The following is a 22,415-nucleotide window of genomic DNA, read 5'->3' on the forward strand; positions in this document are numbered from 1 at the left end:
GAGACAACCTGGCCCGGTTCACCCGCCGATCCAAACGCGCCTCCAAAACACTTCAGATGCTCGACGTGACACTTGCCCTGTTCTTCAACCGAAATCTCAAACTGAGTCCAAAGTGAACAGTCCCCCACAAGGGGGAGGGTCAGGGAGGGGGGATGAGAGCCCAATACACCGACGATTCACATTCATTGCGCATTCAGCCCGCCCCCATTAGCCTCCGCTCGACTTCGGGGGATTTTCACCATGCGCCTGCCTCTTGCCATTGCCGCTTTCGCGGCCCTTGCCCTGCCGGCTTCGGCGCAGATGATCACCCTCAGCCCCGACCAGGTCGGGCAGATCTTCTGCATCGGCAGCGTTGGCAATGACATGTCGCCGGTCGAGGCCGCGCTACTTACGCCCGATCTGCAAAAAGCCATCGCCGCAGCGTGGGCAAAGAGCGATGCCTATGAAAAGGCCAATCCGGGCGACATGCCGCCGCTTGGTGACGGCGTCCCCTGGCGCACCGCGCCCGACTATGCCGATGGCTGCACGGTGGGTGCCGTAGCAATCACCGGTGATACCGCAACCGTGCCGCTCAACTACACCTTCAAGGATTATCCCGACGCCAATTACACCGACACGCTCGATCTCAGGAAGGTCGTGGTCGAAACCGGCTTCGATCCCTATTGGCGCATCGATAACATCGAATATGCCGAAAAGCCGGGCACGTTGACCCAAGCACTGATCAGCCTCACCGCGACCCAATAGAGCGACCTCAATTCACGTCATGGTGAGCCGGCATGGTCCCCCGCATCGCAACGCGGCGCGGGATTGACACCGTGCCTCAAGGCGCTCATGTGTCGGGCGAATTCGGCCCGTGCCGAACTCATGTCAACAAGGACAACCCCGATGAACCCCGACAGTCGAAGTCGATCTTCGATCGCCCCGGAGCTGCAGCGCCCCTGAAGGTTCAGGTCCGGCGCGGCCCCGCGGCCCTGCGCAAAGGACTAAGTGATGCTGCGTATCTATACCAAGGACCAGACCCATCTGGTGCGCGCCGTCAGCGACGGCATTTCCAATGTCACCGGCCTCGAAAACGCCGTCTGGTACGATCTGGTCGACCCGACTGACGATGAGGAACTATTCGTCGAACGCTGCCTGGGCGTCTCCGTGCCCACCCGCGACGAAATGAAGGACATCGAGCCGTCGGCCCGCCTTTTTCACGAAGGCGGCACCGAATTCCTCACCTTGACCGCGCTGGTCAATATCCAGGAGGAAAACCCGATGAAAACCCCGGTAACCTTCGTGCTGCGCGAATCGACCCTGGTCACCGTGCGTTATGCCGAACCGCTGCCCTTCACGCTGTTCGGCAGCCGCGTCACCAAGCCCAATGGCCGCATCTATGCCAATGGCGAACTGGTCATGGTCGGCCTGCTCGAAGCGCTGATCGACCGCCTGGCGCAGGTGCTGGAAAACACCGGCGACGAGATCGACACCATCTCGCGCGAGGTGTTCCGCAACCGGACCAAGTCCAGCACCCGCAAGGCGCACAATCTGCAGCATCTGATCGAAAAGATCGGCCAGAAGGGCGATATGCTGACCCTGGCCAAGGAAAGCCTGATCAGCATCTTGCGCCTGGCGACCTTCCATCAGACCAAGGACACCTCCAACACCAAGGCGGCCCGTGAATTGCGCAACGAGTTCAAGGTGTTGCAGCGCGACGCCTCGGCCCTGAGCGAGCATGCCGGCTATCTGTCTACCAAGATCAATTTCCTGCTCGATGCCACGCTGGGCCTGATCAATCTGGAGCAGAACCAGATCATCAAGATTTTCTCGGTGGCCTCCGTGGTGTTCCTGCCGCCCACTCTGGTCGCCTCGATGTATGGCATGAACTTCCGCGTCATGCCCGAACTGGAGTGGCAGCTGGGCTATCCCCTCGCTTTGGCCGCCATGGTTCTGTCGGCGATCCTGCCCTACCTGTTCTTCAAGCGAAAAGGCTGGCTCTGAGCGCAAATTTTTGCCCCGCGCCAAACGCATGGCTGCCATAACGATTGACCCGATTGCTGGCAGCCGCGACCACCATTACATCACCGCCAACACGACGAACCGTTCCCTCCCTCCCTTGTGGTTCGTTGCGTTTCCTGCATTCGGGCTTGCCTGGATGCAGTAATGGCCTCGCTCCCCCTCGGGCGAGGCCATTTTCATTTCCCCCGCAAAACGCATGGCTGACATGTCAGCACCCCCATTGCTGACGAACGTACTTCAAGGCATCTTCATCATGTTGCTGAGACGTGCCCCGTATCCTCCTCCCTCGGGCCATGCATCGCAACACCGGGCCTTGATCGTATCCTCCTCCCTCGATCCTGGCCCACCCGGCGGCGCGCATATCCTCCTCCCTTGCGCCTCGCCATTACTTTGGATTTGGCTCAGGCCGGTCATAAGGCTCCACTCTCGGGTGGAGCCTCTTTTTTGTGCCGATGGTTTTGCCGACGAACCGCTGTCGAAACAGTCTGCATCCTCGCCCCTTGCGGGAGAGGGACTGCAATTCTGCGTCCAGCAGAATTGCAGGGTGAGGGGTTGTCTCCGCATACGACTAGCTCAAAGCAAGAGACCCCTCATCCGCCCTTCGGGCACCTTCTCCCGCAAGGGGAGAAGGCAGAAATAGGCATAACGGCAGTCCACCACCTGCCAGAATGCCGCAGTCAAAAATGCATGGCTGGCATAACCTCAACCCCATTGCTGACCAAATGGTCAAAATCTATGGTGATGACGTTGCCGCAGCGTCCTCCGTATCCTCCTCCCTCGGACCACGCCGTTGCAACACCGGGTTTAAGTCGTATCCTCCTCCCTCGACTTGGGCCCACCTGGCAGACGGCATATCCTCCTCCCTTGCCGGATGCCGCTACTTTGGATCTGGCTTTGCCGATCATCAGGCCCCGCTCTCGAGTGGGGCCTTTTTTTGTCCCAGGCTTTTGCGCAGACCGCATACCAGCACTTCCCAGTGTGCGTTTGTGTCCAGTCCGACGATGGGGAATAGTCAATTTGCATTTGCAGCCAGCGCCCCCCGCTGTGCTGCGCCTCCAAGGTCTGATGCCCCGGCAGATGACCCTTTGGCCTCGCCCATCCCCTCGGGCGAGGCCTTTTCTTTTTCAGCATTCGGACCCCCTGCAGGGCAAATATTGCCGCGTTTGGCGCTGCGCGGCCTCGCGCCTCATTGAAATATCAGCATTATTTTCCGGCACGGTGATTGCATAGGTTTTGTTAACCAATGGGATTGCCACCATGCAGATCACCGCATCGACTTATGCCAGCACCGGCTATGCCACCCTCGCTGCAGCCACCAGCACCAGCGCGCAGACCAGCAGCGGCGCCACGCTGCTGACCGGCACCACCGAGCAGGCCGCAACCACCATTACCCTGTCCGATGCTGCCAAGGCCGCCCTGCAGGTCAAGGACTTCCTCACCGTCATTGCCGAGGCGCGCGCCAAGTTCGATAGCCTGCTGAAAACCGCTGGCGTTACCTCCCCGCTCAAGGGCGGCAAGCTGGCGGTCGATCTGGCAAGCCTGGACCCGCGCGAACTGTTCGCCATCTCCAGTTCTACCAACGACACCTTCACCAAGGATGAGCAGGAAGGCGCGTCGCTTGAAATGCAGCGCCGATTCGAAGCTGCCCTCTCGGGTCCGGCTGCCGTCGCCAAGGTCAGCGGCAATTATACCGGCCTCTATCAGGCCGCCGCCGATTACCTCAACAGCCTGAGCGCCGAGGAAAAAGCCGAACCGGAAATGGTCGCCGCCCGCGCCGCCATTGCCGATGCGCAAAAACAGCTCGCCGCCGATCCCAAGCTCAAACCCGATGCTGGTGAGGATGATCCGGTGGCGCTCTATCTGTCGCTGGTCGATGCCCGTCAGACCAGCCCCACGCGCAACATCTCCGACGTGGCTGGCGACGTGCGCGCCGCGCTCGACAAAGCCTATGCGGACATCAAGGCCAGGGGCCTGGTGCCGATCATCGACAAGGCGCGCAAGTCTGGAGAATTGGTCGATCTGTCCAAATTCGACAGCCGGCAGGTCTCGGCCATCGCGCTCAATACCGACGGCAAATTCTCCACCGATGAGGTGCGGATCGCCAAATCCGTCATCCAGTCGCGCAGCAGCGCCGCTTTGCTGGCCGGCTTCAAGAGCGCCTCGAAGGGCTCAGACCCCACCGGCTTCAGCCAGAATATCATTTCCATGTATGGTTCGATGTCAGCCGAAGAACGCCAGGCCTCCGGCATTTCCGACACGCTCTATGCCGCAGCTGTCGCCAATTACCAGAGCACATCCAAGCTGATGAGCATGTTCAACCAGGCCACTGGCAGCTCTTCCAGCGGCGGCGGCTTGTCCAGCCTGCTCGGCACCAGCGCCTAAGTTCAGGCCGTCTGCGCGGTCCACTGCAGAATCTGTTCCATCACCGACTTGAGCGCGCCGTCCAGCCCGTTGATCGCCTGCACCGTTGGATCGGTGGCGGCAGGCTGGCTGGCGGTGAATTCCTTGTTGGCAAAGATCATCCCCCGTCGCTCATCCACCAGCTTGGCGCTGATGGTGACCGTCGCGAGATTGCCGCCAGCCACGTCGATTTCAAACGCCCGCAATTCGGTCGCCAGCGTCACATCGACCCGCAACTGATCGTCGGGACGACCGATATTGGGGAAATTACTGGCCTCAAACGTTTGCAACAGTCTGGTCTGCACCAGCCGCGGCAAGGTGTCGGACCATTGTGCATCGGGCAGATAGCTCAGAATATTGCCCGGCTCCCGCACCACCACGCGCTGGGTGTCATAGGTCTGCACGGTCTTGGGTAGGGTGATGACCACCACGCGGGAAGAACGGCGCCGCAGCGGAATCTGCGCGGCGCTGCCCAGATCAAAGGTCAGCGGCGGTGCCGCGCCCAGACACCCGGCGAGGCCCAACGTCAGCGCAGAAGCGCCCAGAACCATGAATGTGCGGCGAGTGGGGCGCATGGCCATCCTATTTCTTGTTATAGTCGCGGACGGTGTCGCCGCCAAAGATCAGACCCTGCGGATTGTTTTCCAAATTCCGCACGACGCGGTCAAGCCGGTCGAGCGTTGTCTGGGCATTCACCGCCAGCGCGGTATAGCTGGACAATCCCTTGCTCGTGAAATCGTTCAATCCCACCGCGATTTTGGCAGTGCTGGCGTTAAGCTGGTCCGCCAGCGCCTTGACCGAAGCCGCTGCGTCGCCAATCTGGCCGAACACGCCCTGCCCTTCGGCGCTGGTCACCGAGGTATCGAGCTTGCTCAAAATCTCGTCGACCTTGCCCGCCGAGCCGACCAGCGAATTGGACACCTCCGTCGCATTGGCGACAATGGTGTCGATATTGGCAGAATTGGCGCCAAGCTTGGTGGTGAAGGTATCCACATTGGCCAGCACCCGCGTCACCATTTCCGGATCGATCTGGGCCGCAACCTCGTTGATCTTGGTGACGCTGGACCCCAGCCCCGTCACCATGTCGGTGAGGGTTTTCGACAGCGTTCCAGCCGAGGCCAGCACCGAGTCGATCTGGCTCGAATTGCGCGCCAGGCTTTCGGTGAACGTGCCGACATCAGCCACGATGGACGCCACCTTTTCCGGCGGCGCCGCAGCGAGAATGCCTTTGAGATCAGCAGTCATCGGCCCCAGCTGGCTGGAGAAGTCATCGACATTGGCGATAACCCGGCTGACGGCCTTGGGATCGATTTCGGCGGTCACCGCATTGATCTTGTCGACACTGGTGCCAAGGCTTGCGCTCATCTCGGTCAGGTTCTTCGACAGCGTCGAAGCCGAAGCGAAGAATTCATCGATGGTGCCGGAATTGCGCGCCAGCGTATCGCTGAACGTGGTGACATTATCGACCACGGCCGTGACCTTTTCCGGCGGGATGGCCGCCACCAGGTCGGTGAGATCGGACGACAGCGCCGTGATCTGTTCCGCCATCGGGCCGATCTGCTTGCCCACATCGGCGACGGTGGCCAGTGCGTCCTTCACCCCAGCCGAATTGGCCGCCAGTGCATCGCTGAAGGTTTCGACATTGGCGATCGTCGCGTTGAGCTTGGTCTCGTTGGTGTCCAGGAACCCATTGAGCCGGTCGACGGCGGTCGAGGTGCCGTTGATGGTGGACGACAGCCCATCAAGGATCGATTGGAAATCGGAAACCTTGGCATAGAGCGTCGGCACCGAACGGCCCTGCTCGATGGGCGGGGCACCCGCATCCTTGGAGCCGCCCGAAAGTTGCAGCGAGCCAGTCCCGGTCAACCCCTGAAATCCCATCAGCACCTTGGTGTCGGCCTTGACCGGAACCGAGGCATCCAGCTCGATCCGGGCAATCACGCGGTTGATGTCGGCCGGGTCCAGCGCCACGGTTTTGACCTGCCCGATCTTGATGCCGTTGAACTGCACGTCGGTGCCGGGGCCAATGCCCGAGACGGTGCCGGTGAAGATCACATCATAAGGCTTGGTCGGGATACTGCTCGACGGGCCGGCAAACCAGAACACGAAAGCAAACAGCGCGGCGAGTACGGCAGATGCCAACGCCCCGACCAGTGCATAATTTGCCTTGTTTTCCATGTCTAGCCTTCGAGGTTGTGGGCGCGGGGGCCGTGGAAATAGTCCCGGAGCCAAGGATGGGATGCGGCGCGCATCTCGGCAAGGGTCCCGGCCATCAGCAATTTGCCATCAGATAGCGCCACGATGCGGTCACAGGCGGTTTCGAGGCTGTCCAGATCGTGGGTGACCATCAGTACCGTGAGGCCCAGCGTGTCGCGCAGCGTGCGGATCAACTCATCGAACTTGCCGGCGCCGATCGGATCGAGGCCCGCCGTCGGCTCATCCAGAAACAGGATGTGGGGGTCGAGCGCCAGCGCCCGCGCCAGCGCGGCACGCTTGATCATCCCGCCAGACAGTTGCGCCGGGTAGCTGAGCGCCGCCTCGGCCGGCAAGCCGACCAGATCGATTTTCATGCGGGCAATTTCCCGACGCAGCCCGGACGACATGTCCAGATGCTCGCGCATGGGGAATTCGATGTTTTCCAGCACTGTCAGTGACGAAAACAGCGCGCCCTGCTGAAACAGCAAACCCCAGTCGCGCCTGACCTGAACGCGCTCGCGGCTGTTTAGCTCCGCATATTTCTGCCCGCCCACAATGATATCGCCGCCACGATGCGGCAGCAGGTCCGCCATCGCTCGCATGGTCACCGATTTGCCGGAGCCTGACGGTCCGATCAGGCCCAGGATTTCGCCCTGCAACAGCTCAAAGCTCAGCCCGTTGATGATGACCTTGCTGTCAAAACCCACCACCAGGTCCTGCACGCTCATCGCTGGTGCGGTGTTTGGGGCAACTGCCATGGCTAAAACCCGACCGCCGCAAAGAAGATGGCGAACACCCCATCGGCAACGATGACCACAAAGATCGATTTGACCACCGACGAGGTGGTGCGCCGCCCCAGCGATTCTGACGATCCGGCCACTTTCATGCCTTCAACCGAGGCGATCAGCCCGATCAGGAACCCCATGAACGGCGCCTTGAGCAGTCCCGCCAGCACGCTGGTGATGCTCATGGCGTTGCGCAGTCGGATGAAAAACACATCGACCGGAATGTCGCCATAGACCTTGGCGACAAAGATTGCCCCAACGAGCCCCGCCATCGAACCGACAAACGCCAGCAGCGGCAGGCCCAGCACCAGGGCAAACACCCGTGGCAGCATCAGCGCCTGATAGGGATCAACCCCCATCACCCGCAACGCATCGAATTCTTCGCGCATCCGCATCGAGCCGATCTCGGCGGTAATCGCCGAGCCCGAGCGGCCCGCCACCATGATCGCGGCCAGCAGCACGCCGATTTCGCGGAACATCAGGATTGCCGCCAGATCGACCACGAAAATCGCCGCGCCGAAATTGCGCAGTTGCAGAATGGTCTGCTGGGTGATGATCGCGCCCACCACCAGCGAGATCAGCGCCACAATGGGAATTGAGCGCAGGATGATCACTTCGAATTGCCGCACGAAACTGGCCATTCGCAACGGCGCCTGCAGGCTCAGCGTACGCACCAGGGCTGCCAGAAGATGGCCCTGCGTAACATTGGCCAGGTAGATATCGCGTCCGGCGGTGATCACGGTCCGGCCCAGCGTCGCGAATGGCACCAGCAGGGCCGGCGTATGGCGCACCGGCGGCAGGTCGCCAGGCTCATACTGGTTGATCCGGTCGAGCAGGCGCTGGTGCATGCTCGAGGCGCCGGCAAAGGCAGAATCGGCCTGCTGGTTGCTGCGCCGCAGCCGGGTCAGCAGCCAGGCGCCAGTGGTATCGAGCTTTCCAACTGCGTGGATATCAAGGCTCAGGCTGCCGCGCTGGGCCGGCGACAGCGACAGGCCGGCAATCTCGGCCTCCAGCGCCCGCGCATTGGCGGACGTCCAGTCGCCCGAACAGGCAATGACTGTTTCCGTCGCTCCCCGCGCTGCGATTTCTATCTGAAGACCCATCAAGCCACGTGTTTCAAATCATCAACTGATTCACTATCACATCGCGCCAGACCTGCGTATCAAACATCAAAAGAGAGTTGAATGGTCGAAATCGTACACAACCCAATACTGTCCGACGCGACACTACAGGCATTGTGGGCAACTGCATGGGGCGACACCAATCGAAACAGCTTTCAACCCGTGCTGCAACGGAGCCTCGCCTATATCGGCGCCTTTGATGGCGACCGTCTCATCGGCTTCGTCAACCTTGCCTGGGACGGCGGCGTTCACGCCTTTTTGCTCGATACATGCGTCGATCCGGACTATCGCCGACAAGGCATTGCGACCCGCCTCGTCGCCGCCGCCCGCGCGGCAGCCACGGCCGGCGGCGCCGAATGGCTGCACGTCGATTATGAACCCCATCTGGCCGGATTCTACACCGCCTGCGGATTTGCCCCCACGCAGGCCGGGTTGATCAGGTTGCGGCTAGATCACGACGAGATGTAGTCCCGCAGCGCCGCAGTCTCGTGTTCGGCCTGATCGAGCTTGTGTTTGACCACGTCGCCAATCGAAACGATGCCGAGCAGTTCGCCAGCTTCGGCCACCGGCACATGGCGGATACGGAAACTGGTCATCTGCTCCATCACCGCGTCAATCTCGGCGTCGGGCGTGCAGGTCACCACGCCGCGCGTCATCGCGTCGGCAATATGCATCGACAAGGTTCCAGCCGGGTCACTGCCCAGGCGGCGGACGATGTCGCGCTCGGACAAGATACCGATGATCGCCCCGCCCTCGTCGGTGATCACCACCGCGCCGATATTGTGGGTATTGAGCACCGAGACGGCATCGGCCAGCGTGGCGCTGGCCGGCAGGGTCTGAACCACGGCCCCTTTGGATCGAAGAATAGATGAAACAAGCATGATGCAATCCTCCCCTCTGGACGTGGAGTCTGCACCTCTGCTGCCCCGTAAACAAGCACACAAAAAAGAAGGGCCGGCGCGGGGCCGACCCAGTTTCTACGGAGTATCAAGTCTATGGAGGTCAGCCTTCGCCCCGGCCTGCCTGCCAATACTGGCTGGCATCGCGGCGCGCCGGCGCCTGTTCCGGTAAAGCGCCGCGCCAGGTAATGCGCGCCACTTCGAACAGGATTGCGAACACCAGCAAACTCAGCGGAACCATGAACACGGCCACCGGTGCATCGATGGTCTGAGCGAAATCGGCAGCATTGCTGGGGCTGACCCCGAAAAACAATGCGGCGACCCCGCCTGTGCCAGCAAGAACGGAACTGGCAATGGCATAGAGTTTGAAACTTTTCCGCTGGGCAGACGTAGATTTGTGCATGGGATCGTCGTCCAACTCGAGTTCACAATGCTCATACTAAGCCTGCCAAATGCGCAGGGAGTTTGCGGTCAAAGAGGTGATGTGCGTACCATTTGAGGGCAGAACTGTGGCAGCGGCCGTGGTTTGGAAGCCATGAAACGTCGAACGCCAAGGAGGCAGTGATGCGTTACGTGCTTGGGATTGCGATGCTTTTAGTTGCCTTGACGGGTGTGAGCTTTGCCGAAAGCGCGCCCGCCACCACCGCCACGCCGGCCCCGTCCACCCCGATGGACCCGGCAACCGATGCGCCGTGGCAAGCCATCGTCACCAGCCAGATCGAGGCCTTCCGCAAGGGTGACGGCGCCGCCGCACTGGAATATGCCTCATCCGTCTTCAAGGCAAACTTCACCGATCCAGATCTGTTTTACACCGCCATCCTGAGCGGCGGCTATGAGCCGATCGTCAAATCCCGCTCGCACAGCTTCGGCAAGTTCCAAAAGCTCAGCGCCCAAGAAGTGCTGCAGGTGGTCAAGTTTGTCGGCCCCGACCAGAGCCTGTACGAGGCGCTGTATCAGATCAGCAAGGAAGCCGACGGCTGGCGCATCAACGGCGTCGCGCTGCAAAAGCAGAAGGGTGTCGGCATCTAAGGCCACCTGCGACGTCATTCCCACACCCGGTGTCATTCCGGCGAAGGCCGCAATCCAGGCGGCACAGTGCTAGCCAGCCATCCCGCTCCACCCCCCGATCATCTTGGCTGGTTTCCGCCTCCTGGCAGACCTCATGATGAGCCTGTCGAACCACCGGGGAGCGTGGCACCTTGCCCCCCGCCCCGTGCCGCACTATCACAGCGGCGCAATCGTGGGAGATGATCATGGCGTTCTTGTCTGAGGCTTTGGGGCGCGTGGCGCCATCGGCGACAATTGCGATTAGCCAGAAGGCCCGCGACATGGCAGCTGCCGGTCGCGACGTCATCGCGTTGTCGGCCGGCGAGCCGGATTTCGATACCCCGCTCCATGTACGCGAAGCCGCCACCCGCGCCATGAACGAGGGCAAGACCCGCTATACCAATGTCGATGGCATCCCTGAACTCAAGGCCGCCGTAGCCGCCAAGTTCAAGCGCGACAACGGCCTCGACGTGACGGCGGCGGATTGCTTTGTCTCTTCGGGCGGCAAGCAGATCATCTTCAATGCGCTGATGGCCACGCTCAACCCCGGCGACGAAGTCATCGTGCCCGTCCCCTATTGGGTGAGCTATCCCGAAATCGTGCGCCTGTGCGGCGCCGAGCCGGTCTTTGCCGTGGCCGACTCGACCACCGGCTTCAAGCTCGCGCCTGAAGTGCTGGAAGCGGCAATCACCCCAAAAACCAAGTGGCTGCTGCTCAACACCCCATCCAACCCCACCGGCGCCGCCTATACCGCTGCCGAACTGCGCGGTCTCGCCGATGTGCTGCTGCGCCATCCGCACGTCCACATCCTCACCGACGATATCTATGAAGTGCTGGTTTATGATGGCGGCACCTTCGCCACCATCGCCCAGGTCGAGCCCAAATTGCAGCCGCGCACCCTGACCATGAACGGCGTTTCCAAGTCGCACGCCATGACCGGCTGGCGTATCGGCTATTGCACCGGTCCACGGACGCTGCTCGCCGCCATGACCAAACTGCAGGGCCAATCCACCTCTTGCCCCACCTCGGTCTCGCAATGGGCCGCTGTCGAAGCGCTCAACGGCCCGCAGGATTTTCTCGATGACTGGCGCCAGGTGTTCCAGCAACGCCGCGACATGGTGGTCGCTGGCCTCACCGCCAATACCGGGCTCGATTGCCTGACGCCCGAAGGCGCGTTCTACGTCTTCCCCTCCTGCGCCCGCCTGTTGGGCAAGACCAGCGCCGGCGGCACCAGGCTGACCACCGACGAGGATTTCGTCCTGGCCCTGCTCGAAGAAACCGGCGTTGCGCTGGTCCATGGCACTGCCTTCGGCCTGCCCGGCCATTTCCGCCTCAGCTACGCCGCCAGCAATGCCGAACTCGAAGAAGCGGTCAAACGCATCCAGACCTTCTGCGCCGGCATCGCCTGAGCCTGAGAGTGCAGTGGTGCTTGTTCCGCAAACACAGTGTCACCCCGGCGCAGGCCGGGCCCATCCTGACATAGCGGGCATTTTCAGCGGTCGTGCGGCTCGTAGTTAAATCTCGAGATGGGCCCCGGCCCGCGCCGGGGTGACACCGAGTTTTTGGATGGATTTGGCATCACCATTAGATTTCGTCGTTTTAATCGCTTGAGATAGCGTGCTTGCTGGAAACATCTTTGGAGGCGACCATGAGTGGACGGCTGGCGGGCAAGGTGGCAATCATTTCTGGTGGCGCCACCGGCATGGGCGGGGCAGCCTCAAAACTGTTTGCCGCCGAAGGTGCCAGGGTCTCGATCATCGATCGCAATCTGGCGGCGGCAGAAGCCACCGCTGCCGAAATCCGCGCCGCGGGTGGCATCGTGGCGGCCTTCCAAGCTGATGTGTCCGACGAGGCGGCGGTGATCTCGGCGGTCAAGGCCACCGAGGCGCAGTTCGGTCCGGTCACCGTGCTGTTCAATCACGCCGGCACCATCGTCATCAAACCATTCCTTGAAACCACGCTGACCGAATGGGACTGGCTGCACGCGGTCAATGTCCGCTCGATGTTCCTGATGACCCGGGCCGTGCTGCCCGGCATGATCGCGGCCGGCGGCGGCTCGATTGTCTGCACCTCCTCGATTTCGGCGGTGGCCGGCACGCCGATGGAAGTGCTCTACGATACCACCAAAGGCGCGGTACACATGTTTGCCCGTGCCATCGCCGTCGAATTCCGCGATCGCAATATCCGCTGCAACGCCGTCTGCCCCGGCTTCATCCGCACCCCGCATGGCCTGCGCGAAGTCGATGAACTGCAAAAGCTCGGCGTCGACGTTTCCGAAGCCAGCCTTGCCGCCCAGCAGGGCCGCATCGGCGAACCCGAAGAAGTCGCGCGCGCCGCGCTGTTCCTCGCCAGCGACGACGCCAGCTTCGTCAACGGCACCCACCTGTTCGTCGACAACGGCTTCACCGCCGCCTGAAAAATCGCTTTGCTGAACCATCAGTCGACAACCCTCCCCCTTGCGGGGAGGGAAGCGAGATAGGACTTGGCTTGCCAAGTCCGTCATCGAGCAGGAAGGGGGTATGTTTCCGCAAACTCCGCCGCCCACAATCGGCCGTTCACTACGCTGCCAGTCGGCGCTCACAGCAGCGATCGAAGCAAATCTGATGCGCCCCCAAACCTTACCAGCCTGTCCAAAGCTTCATCTGCTCGCAAGGCTGTGAACAGATTGGCCCCTGTATGGTCGCTCCTGTGCTGGACAAACCAGCTTCCCATGCAAAGGAAACCGACCCCGATGAACAAGTTTAGCTCAACCGCTATCATCGCACTCATGACCGCCGCTATCGGCCTTTCTGCCGTCGCCCCCTCCATGGCGCAGGATGCCGCAGCAACCACCACCCCCGCCGCCCAGGTCGCCGATAACGGCCACCACAAGGGCCCGGGCAATGGTCCTGGCCCAATGGGTCGGGAAGAAAATGGCCCGCGCGGCGGTGGCTTTGGCGGCCTGCTCAATTTCGAACGCGGCACTGAAGGCATCGAAATTGCCTTTGTCCGCCTGTCGCACGCCATCACGCTGACAGATGCGCAAAAGCCATTGCTCGATGATCTCAAGACCACGGCACTTGCCGCGGCCACCGAGTTCACCAGCGTGCTCGACGCCTCCCGCCCGGCTGCCGATGCCGCCACCAGGCCGGACGTAACCACCCTGGTCAAGACCCGCATTGCCGTCGAAACCGCCCATGCCAAGGCGCTGAGCACCATCCTGCCCAAGCTCGAAGCCTTCACCGCCAGCCTGACCGATGAGCAGAAGGCCGCTCTGGCGCCAGCCCGTGGCGAACGCCCGGAAATGGGCGAACGCGGCAACGGCGGCCAGCATCGTCCCGGCGGCGAGCACAAGGGCCAGATGAACGGCCAGCCACAGCCGATGGGTGCTGACGCCCCTGCGCCGATCAACGGCTAAACCCCTCCAGCCGGTCCCTCCGCATCCCCCTGCGGGTCCGGACCGGCCCAGGCTGCGCCCTTCGGCATGCCCCCGCCTCGGCGCAGTGCGAACCCCGGCTCTCAACAGCCGGGGTTCAGCTTTTGCAGCGGTTGCACCACCGCAGCGGACCCGCTACCAATCAGATACCACCTGATCGGAACGCTCCATGACCCTGCCGCTCGACCCCGCCCGCATCCGCGCTAATTTCCCCGCCTTCTCCGAACCCTCGCTGCAGGGCCAGGCGTTCTTTGAAAATGCTGGTGGCTCCTATACCTCGCGGCAGGTGCTGGATCGGCTGAACCATTTTTATACCCGCACCAAGGTGCAGCCCTATGGCACCTACCCGGCCTCCATCGAAGCCGGCGACGCCATGAATCTCGCCTACGAGCGCATCGGCGCCGCGCTGGGCGTTATGGCGGAATGGATCCATTTCGGCCCCTCCAGCTCGGCCAATACCTATGTGCTCGGCAACGCCTTTGGCGGCTATCTCAAGTCCGGCGACGTGGTCATCGTCACCAATCAGGACCATGAAGCCAATGGCGGCGCCTGGCGCAAGCTGGCCGCCAAGGGCATCGAGGTACGCGAATGGGGTGTCGATAAAGTCACTGGCCGCCTCGCGCTGGCCGATCTCGACACGCTGCTCGACAACAAGGTCAAGCTGATCGCCGCGCCGCACTGCTCCAACATTGCCGGTGAAATCAACCCGATCGCTGAAATCTCCGCCCGTGCCCATGCCGTCGGCGCCGTCACCGTCATCGATGGCGTCAGCTACGCTCCCCATGGCCTGCCCGATCTGGTCGAGCTGGGCGCCGATATCTATTTCTTCTCGGCCTACAAGGTGTACGGCCCCCATCAGGGCATCATGGCCGTGCGCCCGTCGCTCGCCGCCGCGCTGCCCAATCAGGGCCATTTCTTCAACGACGACAAACCGCGCTATCGCCTCACCCCCGCCGGTCCCGATCACGCCCAGATCGCCGCCAGCGCCGGCATCGCCGATTACCTCGAAGCCGTGGCCGACATTGCCGACGGCACCGGCAACCCGTTCCGCCGCGCTCATCACGCCATGCGCGATCAGGAAATCGCCCTCGCCACACCCCTGCTCGATTATCTGCGCGGCAAGAACAACGTCCGCATTATCGGCCCGGCCGATCCGGCCCTGCGCGCCCCCACCATCGCCTTGGGCCTTGCCGAACCCGGTCGCCCCGTCGCCGAGCGCCTTGCCAAACACGGCATCATGGCCAGCGGCGGGCACTTTTACGCCTACCGCCTGCTGCAGGCCGTCGGCATCGACCCCAACCACGGCGTCTTGCGCCTGTCATTCACCCATTACACAACCCCGGCAGAGATCGACCAGTTGATCGCTGCGCTCGATGCGGAACTGCGTTAAGCCGCATCAAGCAGCCCGAACACTTCCTTGGCGGCGAACAAGCCATTGAGCGCCGCCGGGAAACCCGCATAAACTGCCATCTGAATGATGATTTCGACGATTTCGTCGCGGCCTAGACCCACATTGAGTCCAGCCTCGATATGCACCTTGAGTTGCGGTGTCGCTGTGCCCATTGCCACGAGCGCGGCGATCGTGCCGATCTCCCGTGCCCTTAGGTCCAGTCCCGGGCGCGCATATATGTCGCCAAAAGGAAACTCCAGGATGTAGCGTGCGAAATCCGGCGCGATGTCGCTAAGGCTATCGACCACGCGCTCCCCGGCCAAACCATCGATTTCACTCAAAATTCTGCTGCCGCGTTCGAGCCGGCTTTCATGTGTCATTGTGCGTCGTCCCTGCTATGTCGTCGGAATATCCGGCGATCTTGGTATCGAGGGCAGCAAGTGCCGATTGCAGATTGGCCAGGTGCGCCCGAACACGGTGTCGGTGCGCTTCGAGCAAAGCCCGGCGTTCGCCTTCCGTTGCCGGGCCAAGCTGCCGCAATGCCGCGTAGCGCAGCATTTCGCTGATCGGCATGCCGGTAACCTTCAAGCGCTCCAGAAACGCAATCCACACCAGGATGCTGGTGTCGTAATCGCGGTGGCTGGATCGGTCCCGGTCGGCATAGGGCAGCAGCCCGATCCGCTCGTAATAGCGAATGGTATGAGCCGATAGCCCACTGCGTTTTACCAGTTCACCGATCTTCATTGCGGCCTCAGTTTTCCTCAACGCCCCTGTCCTACAGCTTCGAGCGAACTCTAAGTCAAGGCCTTTGCAGCGCAGAGTAATCTGTGATTTATGGCGCTTCATCACAGAGTCCCCCATGCCCCGCCTCGCTGCCATCCTGCTGCTCCTGCTCTGCACCATGCTCTGGGGCTTTGCCTTCGTAGTGCAGAAATCCGCCATGGCCTCGATGGGGCCACTGACCTTTATCGGCGTGCGCTATCTGCTGGGCGGCCTCGTCATCCTGCCGGTCGCCCTGTGGGAACGAAGCCGCAGCCCGGTCAAGCTCACCGGCAAGCAGTGGCGTTTCGTCGCCGTGATGAGCCTGTTCCTGTTCGTCGGCACCTGGCTGCAACAGGTCGGCCTGCTCACCACCACCGTCACCAATGGCGGCTTCCTCACCAGCCTCTATGTGCTGTTCGTGCCCGCCATTGCGCTGATCGCCTTCCGCACCTGGCCGCACCCCATCGTCTGGGTCGGTGTACCGCTGGCGCTGATCGGCATTTATTATCTCAATGGCGGCGGGCTTGATCGCCTCAACTCCGGCGATGGCCTGATCGTCATCTGCGCCGTATTCTGGGCCGTACAGGTGCTGATGCTGGGCTATATCGCCCGTACCAGCGGCCAGCCGATCCTGGTCTCCTGCGTCAGCTTCCTGCTGGCCGGCGCCGCCGCGTTGATCCTGGCCTTTGTCCTGGAAACCCCAACCCTTAGCGGCATTCTCGGCGGCTGGCAGGAAATCGCCTATGCCGGCGTTTTCTCCACCGCCATCGCCTTCACCCTGCAGGCGGTCGGCCAGCAATATGTGCCGCCGGCCAATGCGGCGATCATCCTGTCATCGGAAAGCCTGTTCGCGGCCCTTGGCGGCGGCCTCGTGCTGGGCGAACGCCTGACGCCGATTGGCTACGGCGGCGCGGCGCTCATCCTCGTCGCCATCGTGCTGGTCGAAGCCGTCCCCGCCATCATGGAGCGGCGGCGCGCCGACCATGCCGAGGAAATCATCCACCCGCTAACCTGAGCTTCTTAGCCTCTCCCCTTCGAGGGAGAGGTTGGCCCTCCGGCCGGGTGAGCGGGCCTTTCCGCACTTACTTCGTATAGCGATACATCTGGTAGGTCTTGCAGATGATCAGCAGCGCACAGCCCTTGAGCGAGAACTGGTTGTCGTTGATCTGGGTGATCGTGCCGGTGGCATTCTGCCCATAGATATGCAGCTTGCCGCGCCATTTTCCGGGGCCGGCCGGTGGCGCGTGGTCGATCAGCAGGGTGTTCATATAGGGCAGGTTTTCCGGGCTGTCCGCCCCATTGCCCAGCCACACCAGCGTCGCGCACAGCTGGCTGTTGTTGGGCCCGCACATTGCCACGTCATAGCGCGAATCGCGCATCTCGATTTCCCATAGCCCCACCGGCGAGGCAAACTGGGCAAAGGCCGTGCTGGTGCCGGTGAACATCAAGGCGGCAGCGATCAAGGTCTTGAATAACGTCATCGTCAGTCTCCGGCCCCCCGGCGCGCCAATCACGCCGCAACACTAAGGCCGATGTGTGATGACCCGATGATATCGGCGTCATCGCACCGTCATGTGGCCCCAATAACGTCCTAATCATCCCGGGCTACCCCCAAAGCGCCCGGGTCTGCTGCCGATGCCCCGCGCCCCGCCAAATGCGCCGCGCTCGGTTCTGGAAAGGCCTGGCTGCCAACCCGCCTTTCCTCGGACCCCGGTCCGGTTCTGGCCGCCCCACCCGGGCGGCCTCTTTTTTGTGGAGCCCCCAAGGCTGCATAGCAGCCTATTCTTCTTGCACCCAACGCAGCGTCGCAGCCTATTCTGTGGAGCAACTTGCTTTGCACTCGCCACTTTGCCCCGCGTCCGCAATAACAGGCCAAACCCGCGCGGACCCCGATGGCCAAGCTCTATTTCTCCTATTCGACCATGAATGCCGGCAAATCCACGATTCTGCTGCAGGCGGCCTATAACTATCGCGAACAGGGCATGCGGGCGCTGCTGCTCACCTGCGCCGTCTATGCTGAAAATGGCGTCGGCGTCATCAGTTCGCGCATTGGCATCGATGCCCCCGCCCAGTTATATGCCGATGGCGACGATCTCTATCAGATCATCCATGACCATATCGACGCGGCCAAGGTCGATTGCGTCTTCGTCGATGAAGCCCAATGCCTCACCCGCGACCAAGTCTGGCAATTAGCCCGCGTTGCTGACCGGCTCAGGGTGCCGGTGATGTGCTTTGGCCTGCGCACCGATTTTCAGGGCAATCTGTTCTCGGGGTCCGAAGCCCTGCTCGCCCTTGCCGATGTGCTGCGCGAAATTCGCACTATCTGCTCCTGCGGCGCCAAGGCTACCATGGTAGTGCGTCAAAGCGCCGATGGTCGCGTGCTGACCGCCGGCGATCAGGTCTCGGCTGAAAAGTCGGCCTATGTCTCGCTCTGCCGCAAGCATTGGGAAGAAGCGATCGGCCAATGGCCGGTGAAAGGACCATGACGTGATCAAAGATACCGACGGCCCCACTGGCTCGCTGACCATCCGCACTCTCGCCATGCCCGCCGATACCAATCCGGCCGGCGATATTTTCGGTGGCTGGGTGATGAGCCAGATGGATATTGCCGGCGCCATCGCCGCCGTCGAGCGCGCCCAGGGCCGCGTCGTCACGGTCGCCGTTGAGGCCATGACCTTTATCGCCCCGGTCAAGGTCGGCGATATCCTGTGCGTTTATACCACCATCGAGCGGGTCGGGAACACCTCGGTCACCGTGGCGATGGAAGCCTGGGCCCGCCGCAACCGTCTCGATGAACGCCAGAAAGTCACCGATGGGCGCTTCGTTTATGTCGCGCTGGGCGAAGACGGTCAGAAGCGCGCCATTCCGCCTGCTATCGTCTGAGCATATTCAGCCGCCGTTCAGTTTGCCTGTGGTCAAACATCATCATGGCCGAGCGTCCGGCCACCCAAGGGGAGCATTATGAAGACTATCCGTGTCGCGCTGACCTCGATCCTGGCCACCGTCGCTCTTTTGGCAAGCGCCGCTATGGCCATGGCTGCGCCGGGCCAGATTACCAGTAACGTCAATGTTCGCAACGGGCCGGGCACCCAGTATGGCGTCGTCGGCGTCTTGCCCGCCGGCCAGATGGTCGATGTCAGCCAGTGCGATAGCGGCTGGTGCTATGTCTCGTCCAACGGCGGCGCCGGCTGGGTTTCGGCAACTTTTCTTGCCAAGCCGGGCCAGGCCGCACCCGCTGATCCCAGCGTCAATTTCGGCATCCAGATCGGCCCAGACGGCAAGCCGAGCATCAATTTCGGCATCAACCAGCCACAACCGCAGCCTTTGCCGCAACCCCAGCGCCCAAGGCCAATTCCAATTCCGCAACCCGAGCCGGAAGACGATCTGGCGCAGGCCTGCTTCTATAGCGGCACCAATTTCTCTGGCAGCAGCTTCTGCGTCGAACAGGGCGATACACTCAATTCGCTCCAGGGCTGGAATGACCGCATCCGCTCCGTTGAGCTGTTCAACGGCGCCACCGTCGACATCTGCGGCGACCGCAATCTGGTCGGCGTTTGCCAGACACTGACCCGCAGCAAGGGCCGTATCGCCAATCAGCTCGATCGCCGCGTCTCTTCTCTCGAAGTGTATTGATCGCTGTCGCCCTGCTCCATCGCCGGCCTCCGGGCCGGCGGTTTTGTTTGCTCCGCCGCGGCAGTTAAGCGGAACTGTTTGCCCCGCTCCTCGTTGCTCTCCCAACAAATATCCGCCGCTCGCCCACGTCATCCCTACCGACGATCAGGCGTGCCGGGCACACCAGGAGCGCCTTATGAAACGCCAGACCCGCAAGCTACTGCTCAACATTGCCGCCGGCGCCGCCGTGGCGACAGCCGCTGCCATCGTCATGATCCCGGCCGCCCAAGCCGCGCCCGGTCAGGTGACCGGCAACGTCAATGTTCGTTCCGGCCCCGGCACCAATTATGGCGTCATCGACGTGCTGTCGCGCGGCACCAATGTTGATGTCGGTCGCTGTCAGGGTTCGTTCTGTCAGGTCCGCACCAGCAGCACCAGCGGCTGGATCGCCTCCAGCTTTCTTGCCAATGGGCGCGGTTATGGCGGCGGCACGACTGCTACCCCAATCCAGCCCGGCATTGCCATTGGCGGCGGCATCGGCATCAATATCGGCCCCAATGGCATCAGCATCGGCACTCCGCGCCCGCCAGTCGTCCAGGCCGCCACCACCGGCGAAGTCTGCTTCTATGATCGGACCCGGTTCCGCGGCGCCAGCATTTGCGCTGAACAAGGCGAACGCCTGCGCAACCTCGGTAATCTGTCGGAGCGCATTTCTTCCATCGACAATCCCGATGGCCTGCGCGTTGAGGTCTGTGGCACCGGCTATCGCGATTGCCGCACCTATACCTCCAGCGCCTCTTCGCTGGGTGATTTTGACGACTACATCGTTTCGGTCCGCGTGCGCTAAACCAGCGCTCCGACCGCATCTCCTAAGGCGCCACGTTTCCCTGCGTGGCGCCTTTTATCGTCCGGATTGCGGATTTTTCCGGCTTGGAGAAGCGCTGATCAGCCGCTAATGTTGGGCCATATTGCTGGAGGGTGCCCCACATGCTGAAATCCATTCGTGCCATTGCCACGGTCCTGCCATCCCTTGGACTGGCGGCACTGGCTATTGGCGCCCTTGCCGGCATGACCGCGCCGGCCATGGCTGGAACGCATGCGTGGAGCTCGGCAGAATTGATCCTGCTCCAGGGCCCCGGCGAAGGCTATGATCAGACCGGCTCGATCGCCGCCGACGAGCCCATCCTGGTCGACCGCTGCCAGCGCCTGTGGTGCCAGGTTCACGCCGGGCACGAGAAGGGCTGGACCCATCTTGGCCTGATCCGCTTCGGCCTGGAATCGCGCCCGGGACTCACCGGCCCGCGCCTCAACTATGCCTCTGGGGGCAGCGGTCAGGTCTGCCTGTTTGAAGGCGCCCACTATACCGGCTCGTCCGTGTGCCTTGCCGGCGGCGTTGTGTACAACGATCTGCTGCTCGGCCACGCCGACAACCTCTATTCGTCGATCCAGGTGCCGCCCGGCGCTTCGGTCACCCTCTGCCGTGACCGCTTCTTCAAGAGCTATTGCGCCCGCATCAACGAAGATCAGCCGGTACTGCAGCAATATCTGAACAACGCCGTATCCTCGATCCACGTCTGGTAAGTCGCCGCGCCGGGTTACTCGGCCTAGCATCAAGCCAGACGGGCGCGATCAGTTTGCACCCCGCAATGGCGAAGTCGAGGCCAGCAGCCGGACCAGGTCGGCCTGCCGCGACACGCCGGTCTTTTCAAACACCGATTTAAGCTGGGTCTTGACCGTCTCGGTGGAAATCCCCGCTCCGGCGGCAAAATCGGACTTGGTCGATCCGCTCGCCAGCGCCTTGGCCAGCCGCGCTTCCGCCGGCGTCAGGTCGAACAAGCCGTTGAGCATCTCGGTCAGCGGTGCATCGGGCGCCAGCACCGGGGTCACCATCATCAGGCAATTGGAGCCGATGAAAATGTCGTGGGCGCTGCGCCGTATCGGCACCAGATGAATGATCAGCGCCGGCATCTCCCCGGTCATTGCCACCGGAATGGACCGGATCGAGGGCGCTTCATCGCTGGTCACGGCCGCAAGGCTGTTTTGCACGATGCTCAGCGCCCGCCCATCCAGCATCCCAAGGACATCGCGCGCGCCCACGCTGATGCGCGGCGCCAGCGCCTCGAACATCCCATTGCACGCCATGACCTTGCCCGCAGCGGTCAGCACCGCCCCCGGCAGACCGATCATCGCCAGTGTTTCGATAGCTTGCCGGGCCCGCTCCAGCCGCAATCGTGTCGATAGCAGGCCCGCCCGCGCCAGATGCGGACGAAACGGGTTGAGCGCGGCCACCGCCTCCTGTTCGAACGGCCCGTCGATCTTGCGATGCACGAAATCGAAGACCAGCACATCTTCGGTGGGCATGGTGATCACCGAACCCATGGTCCAGTTCAGGCCATGGGGATGCAGCAGGGTGCGATAGACCGCATCCACGTCCAGCTCGTCCTGCGTGCAAAAATCCAGGTCGCGCGAAAATCCCGAATAGCGCGCTGCCAGAAAGCGCTCGGTCCGCGTATTACTGTAAGTACGCCCGGATTTGGCCAGATCCTCGAACGGGGCGCGGTAGCTGTCGGTGGTAGTGAAGCGCGTCCGCTGCGCATTATCCACCGCCACCAGCGCCCCGCCCCATGCTCCCGAGATTGCACACAGCCTGTCCAGCACCGCAGGCCAGCGTTCGGGCAGAACCGCCGCCTCATAGATGGAGCCGATAATGTCGGAATGGTCCGTGCTCAATCGCATGCTTCTGGCATCGCTCTGTGCTCCGACCTGACCATTCGTCACTCTCCCCCC

At 62.2% G+C, this 22,415-nt stretch carries 25 protein-coding genes; 15 read left to right on the forward strand and 10 right to left on the reverse strand.

Annotated elements, in window-relative coordinates; genetic code table 11:
• Window positions 1-240 precede the first annotated feature (240 nt).
• The 3 genes from ABIT12_RS03675 (at window position 241) to ABIT12_RS03685 (ending at window position 4,383) form a co-directional block, all read left to right on the forward strand.
• Complete coding sequence (locus ABIT12_RS03675) at window positions 241-744, forward strand: hypothetical protein (RefSeq protein ID WP_348043860.1); 504 nt, start codon at window positions 241-243, stop codon at window positions 742-744.
• 246 nt (window positions 745-990) lie between these two features.
• Window positions 991-1,983: a magnesium/cobalt transporter CorA gene (gene corA / locus ABIT12_RS03680; RefSeq protein ID WP_348043862.1), complete on the forward strand. Its 993-nt coding sequence runs from the start codon at window positions 991-993 to the stop codon at window positions 1,981-1,983.
• 1,275 nt (window positions 1,984-3,258) lie between these two features.
• The gene (locus tag ABIT12_RS03685) at window positions 3,259-4,383 is read left to right on the forward strand and encodes a hypothetical protein (protein ID WP_348043867.1); all 1,125 of its coding nucleotides are present in this window, start codon (window positions 3,259-3,261) and stop codon (window positions 4,381-4,383) included.
• Between the two features lie 2 nt (window positions 4,384-4,385).
• Here the strand turns inward: ABIT12_RS03685 and ABIT12_RS03690 are convergent, their stop codons facing one another.
• The 4 genes from ABIT12_RS03690 to ABIT12_RS03705 are packed head-to-tail and all read right to left on the reverse strand — an operon-like array spanning window position 4,386 to window position 8,485.
• Complete coding sequence (locus tag ABIT12_RS03690) at window positions 4,386-4,976, reverse strand: ABC-type transport auxiliary lipoprotein family protein (RefSeq protein ID WP_348043869.1); 591 nt, start codon at window positions 4,974-4,976, stop codon at window positions 4,386-4,388.
• Window positions 4,977-4,983: 7 nt separating this feature from the next.
• Window positions 4,984-6,579 carry an MlaD family protein gene (locus ABIT12_RS03695; RefSeq protein WP_348043871.1) on the reverse strand — a complete coding sequence of 532 codons (1,596 nt, stop codon included), beginning with the start codon at window positions 6,577-6,579 and terminating at the stop codon, window positions 4,984-4,986.
• Window positions 6,580-6,581: 2 nt separating this feature from the next.
• Window positions 6,582-7,355 carry an ATP-binding cassette domain-containing protein gene (locus tag ABIT12_RS03700; protein ID WP_348043873.1) on the reverse strand — a complete coding sequence of 258 codons (774 nt, stop codon included), beginning with the start codon at window positions 7,353-7,355 and terminating at the stop codon, window positions 6,582-6,584.
• Between the two features lie 2 nt (window positions 7,356-7,357).
• Entirely contained in the window at window positions 7,358-8,485 is a 1,128-nt protein-coding gene (locus tag ABIT12_RS03705) for an ABC transporter permease (protein ID WP_348043875.1), read from the reverse strand.
• Window positions 8,486-8,566: 81 nt separating this feature from the next.
• On the opposite strand from ABIT12_RS03705, the gene ABIT12_RS03710 reads away from it, so the two are divergent.
• Window positions 8,567-8,971, forward strand: coding sequence for a GNAT family N-acetyltransferase (locus ABIT12_RS03710; protein ID WP_348043877.1), 405 nt, complete (start codon window positions 8,567-8,569; stop codon window positions 8,969-8,971).
• Here the strand turns inward: ABIT12_RS03710 and ABIT12_RS03715 are convergent.
• Together ABIT12_RS03715 and ABIT12_RS03720 are read right to left on the reverse strand one after the other, a co-directional pair.
• Complete coding sequence (locus tag ABIT12_RS03715; RefSeq protein WP_348043879.1) at window positions 8,956-9,384, reverse strand: CBS domain-containing protein; 429 nt, start codon at window positions 9,382-9,384, stop codon at window positions 8,956-8,958. The two genes, ABIT12_RS03710 and ABIT12_RS03715, sit on opposite strands and share 16 nt — an antisense overlap.
• Window positions 9,385-9,505: 121 nt before the next feature.
• Window positions 9,506-9,805 carry a hypothetical protein gene (locus ABIT12_RS03720; RefSeq protein ID WP_348043881.1) on the reverse strand — a complete coding sequence of 100 codons (300 nt, stop codon included), beginning with the start codon at window positions 9,803-9,805 and terminating at the stop codon, window positions 9,506-9,508.
• A 161-nt stretch (window positions 9,806-9,966) separates the two neighbouring features.
• Here ABIT12_RS03720 and ABIT12_RS03725 point away from each other — a divergent pair, with 161 nt between their 5' ends.
• The 5 genes from ABIT12_RS03725 (at window position 9,967) to ABIT12_RS03745 (ending at window position 15,254) form a co-directional block, all read left to right on the forward strand.
• Entirely contained in the window at window positions 9,967-10,431 is a 465-nt protein-coding gene (locus ABIT12_RS03725) for a DUF4864 domain-containing protein (protein WP_348043883.1), read from the forward strand.
• A 224-nt stretch (window positions 10,432-10,655) separates the two neighbouring features.
• A complete protein-coding gene (locus ABIT12_RS03730; protein WP_348043885.1) occupies window positions 10,656-11,858 on the forward strand; it encodes a pyridoxal phosphate-dependent aminotransferase in 1,203 nt (400 codons plus the stop codon).
• Between the two features lie 239 nt (window positions 11,859-12,097).
• On the forward strand, window positions 12,098-12,865 hold the full coding sequence (locus ABIT12_RS03735) for an SDR family oxidoreductase (RefSeq protein ID WP_348043887.1): 768 nt from the start codon (window positions 12,098-12,100) through the stop codon (window positions 12,863-12,865).
• 315 nt (window positions 12,866-13,180) lie between these two features.
• Window positions 13,181-13,846, forward strand: a complete 666-nt coding sequence (locus ABIT12_RS03740; protein WP_348043889.1) for a Spy/CpxP family protein refolding chaperone — start codon at window positions 13,181-13,183, stop codon at window positions 13,844-13,846.
• A gap of 187 nt (window positions 13,847-14,033) precedes the next feature.
• Window positions 14,034-15,254, forward strand: coding sequence for an aminotransferase class V-fold PLP-dependent enzyme (locus tag ABIT12_RS03745; protein WP_348043891.1), 1,221 nt, complete (start codon window positions 14,034-14,036; stop codon window positions 15,252-15,254).
• Here ABIT12_RS03745 and ABIT12_RS03750 read toward each other — a convergent pair.
• Window positions 15,251-15,634, reverse strand: coding sequence for a carboxymuconolactone decarboxylase family protein (locus ABIT12_RS03750; protein ID WP_348043893.1), 384 nt, complete (start codon window positions 15,632-15,634; stop codon window positions 15,251-15,253). The two genes, ABIT12_RS03745 and ABIT12_RS03750, sit on opposite strands and share 4 nt — an antisense overlap.
• Window positions 15,624-15,998 (reverse strand): MerR family transcriptional regulator, encoded by a 375-nt coding sequence (locus ABIT12_RS03755; RefSeq protein ID WP_348043895.1) that lies wholly within the window; start codon window positions 15,996-15,998, stop codon window positions 15,624-15,626. The genes ABIT12_RS03750 and ABIT12_RS03755 overlap by 11 nt, the downstream gene beginning before the upstream one ends.
• 115 nt (window positions 15,999-16,113) lie before the next feature.
• On the opposite strand from ABIT12_RS03755, the gene ABIT12_RS03760 reads away from it, so the two are divergent.
• Window positions 16,114-17,031, forward strand: coding sequence for a DMT family transporter (locus ABIT12_RS03760; protein ID WP_348043897.1), 918 nt, complete (start codon window positions 16,114-16,116; stop codon window positions 17,029-17,031).
• A 67-nt stretch (window positions 17,032-17,098) separates the two neighbouring features.
• Here ABIT12_RS03760 and ABIT12_RS03765 read toward each other — a convergent pair whose 3' ends face one another.
• Complete coding sequence (locus ABIT12_RS03765; RefSeq protein ID WP_348043899.1) at window positions 17,099-17,497, reverse strand: hypothetical protein; 399 nt, start codon at window positions 17,495-17,497, stop codon at window positions 17,099-17,101.
• Window positions 17,498-17,908: 411 nt separating this feature from the next.
• Between ABIT12_RS03765 and ABIT12_RS03770 the strand changes: the two genes are divergently transcribed.
• From ABIT12_RS03770 to ABIT12_RS03790, 5 genes are all read left to right on the forward strand, one after another.
• Window positions 17,909-18,502, forward strand: coding sequence for a thymidine kinase (locus tag ABIT12_RS03770; RefSeq protein WP_348043901.1), 594 nt, complete (start codon window positions 17,909-17,911; stop codon window positions 18,500-18,502).
• A 55-nt stretch (window positions 18,503-18,557) separates the two neighbouring features.
• A complete protein-coding gene (locus ABIT12_RS03775) occupies window positions 18,558-18,899 on the forward strand; it encodes an acyl-CoA thioesterase (RefSeq protein WP_348044019.1) in 342 nt (113 codons plus the stop codon).
• Between the two features lie 78 nt (window positions 18,900-18,977).
• Window positions 18,978-19,649, forward strand: coding sequence for an SH3 domain-containing protein (locus ABIT12_RS03780; protein WP_348043903.1), 672 nt, complete (start codon window positions 18,978-18,980; stop codon window positions 19,647-19,649).
• Window positions 19,650-19,824: 175 nt separating this feature from the next.
• A complete protein-coding gene (locus ABIT12_RS03785) occupies window positions 19,825-20,475 on the forward strand; it encodes an SH3 domain-containing protein (RefSeq protein WP_348043905.1) in 651 nt (216 codons plus the stop codon).
• A gap of 140 nt (window positions 20,476-20,615) precedes the next feature.
• Complete coding sequence (locus tag ABIT12_RS03790; RefSeq protein WP_348043907.1) at window positions 20,616-21,209, forward strand: peptidase inhibitor family I36 protein; 594 nt, start codon at window positions 20,616-20,618, stop codon at window positions 21,207-21,209.
• Between the two features lie 48 nt (window positions 21,210-21,257).
• Here ABIT12_RS03790 and ABIT12_RS03795 read toward each other — a convergent pair whose 3' ends face one another.
• Window positions 21,258-22,358 (reverse strand): helix-turn-helix transcriptional regulator, encoded by a 1,101-nt coding sequence (locus ABIT12_RS03795; RefSeq protein ID WP_348043909.1) that lies wholly within the window; start codon window positions 22,356-22,358, stop codon window positions 21,258-21,260.
• Window positions 22,359-22,415 lie beyond the last annotated feature (57 nt).

This window comes from Devosia sp. (genome assembly GCF_039927955.1).
In the GTDB taxonomy this organism is placed as follows: domain Bacteria; phylum Pseudomonadota; class Alphaproteobacteria; order Rhizobiales; family Devosiaceae; genus Devosia.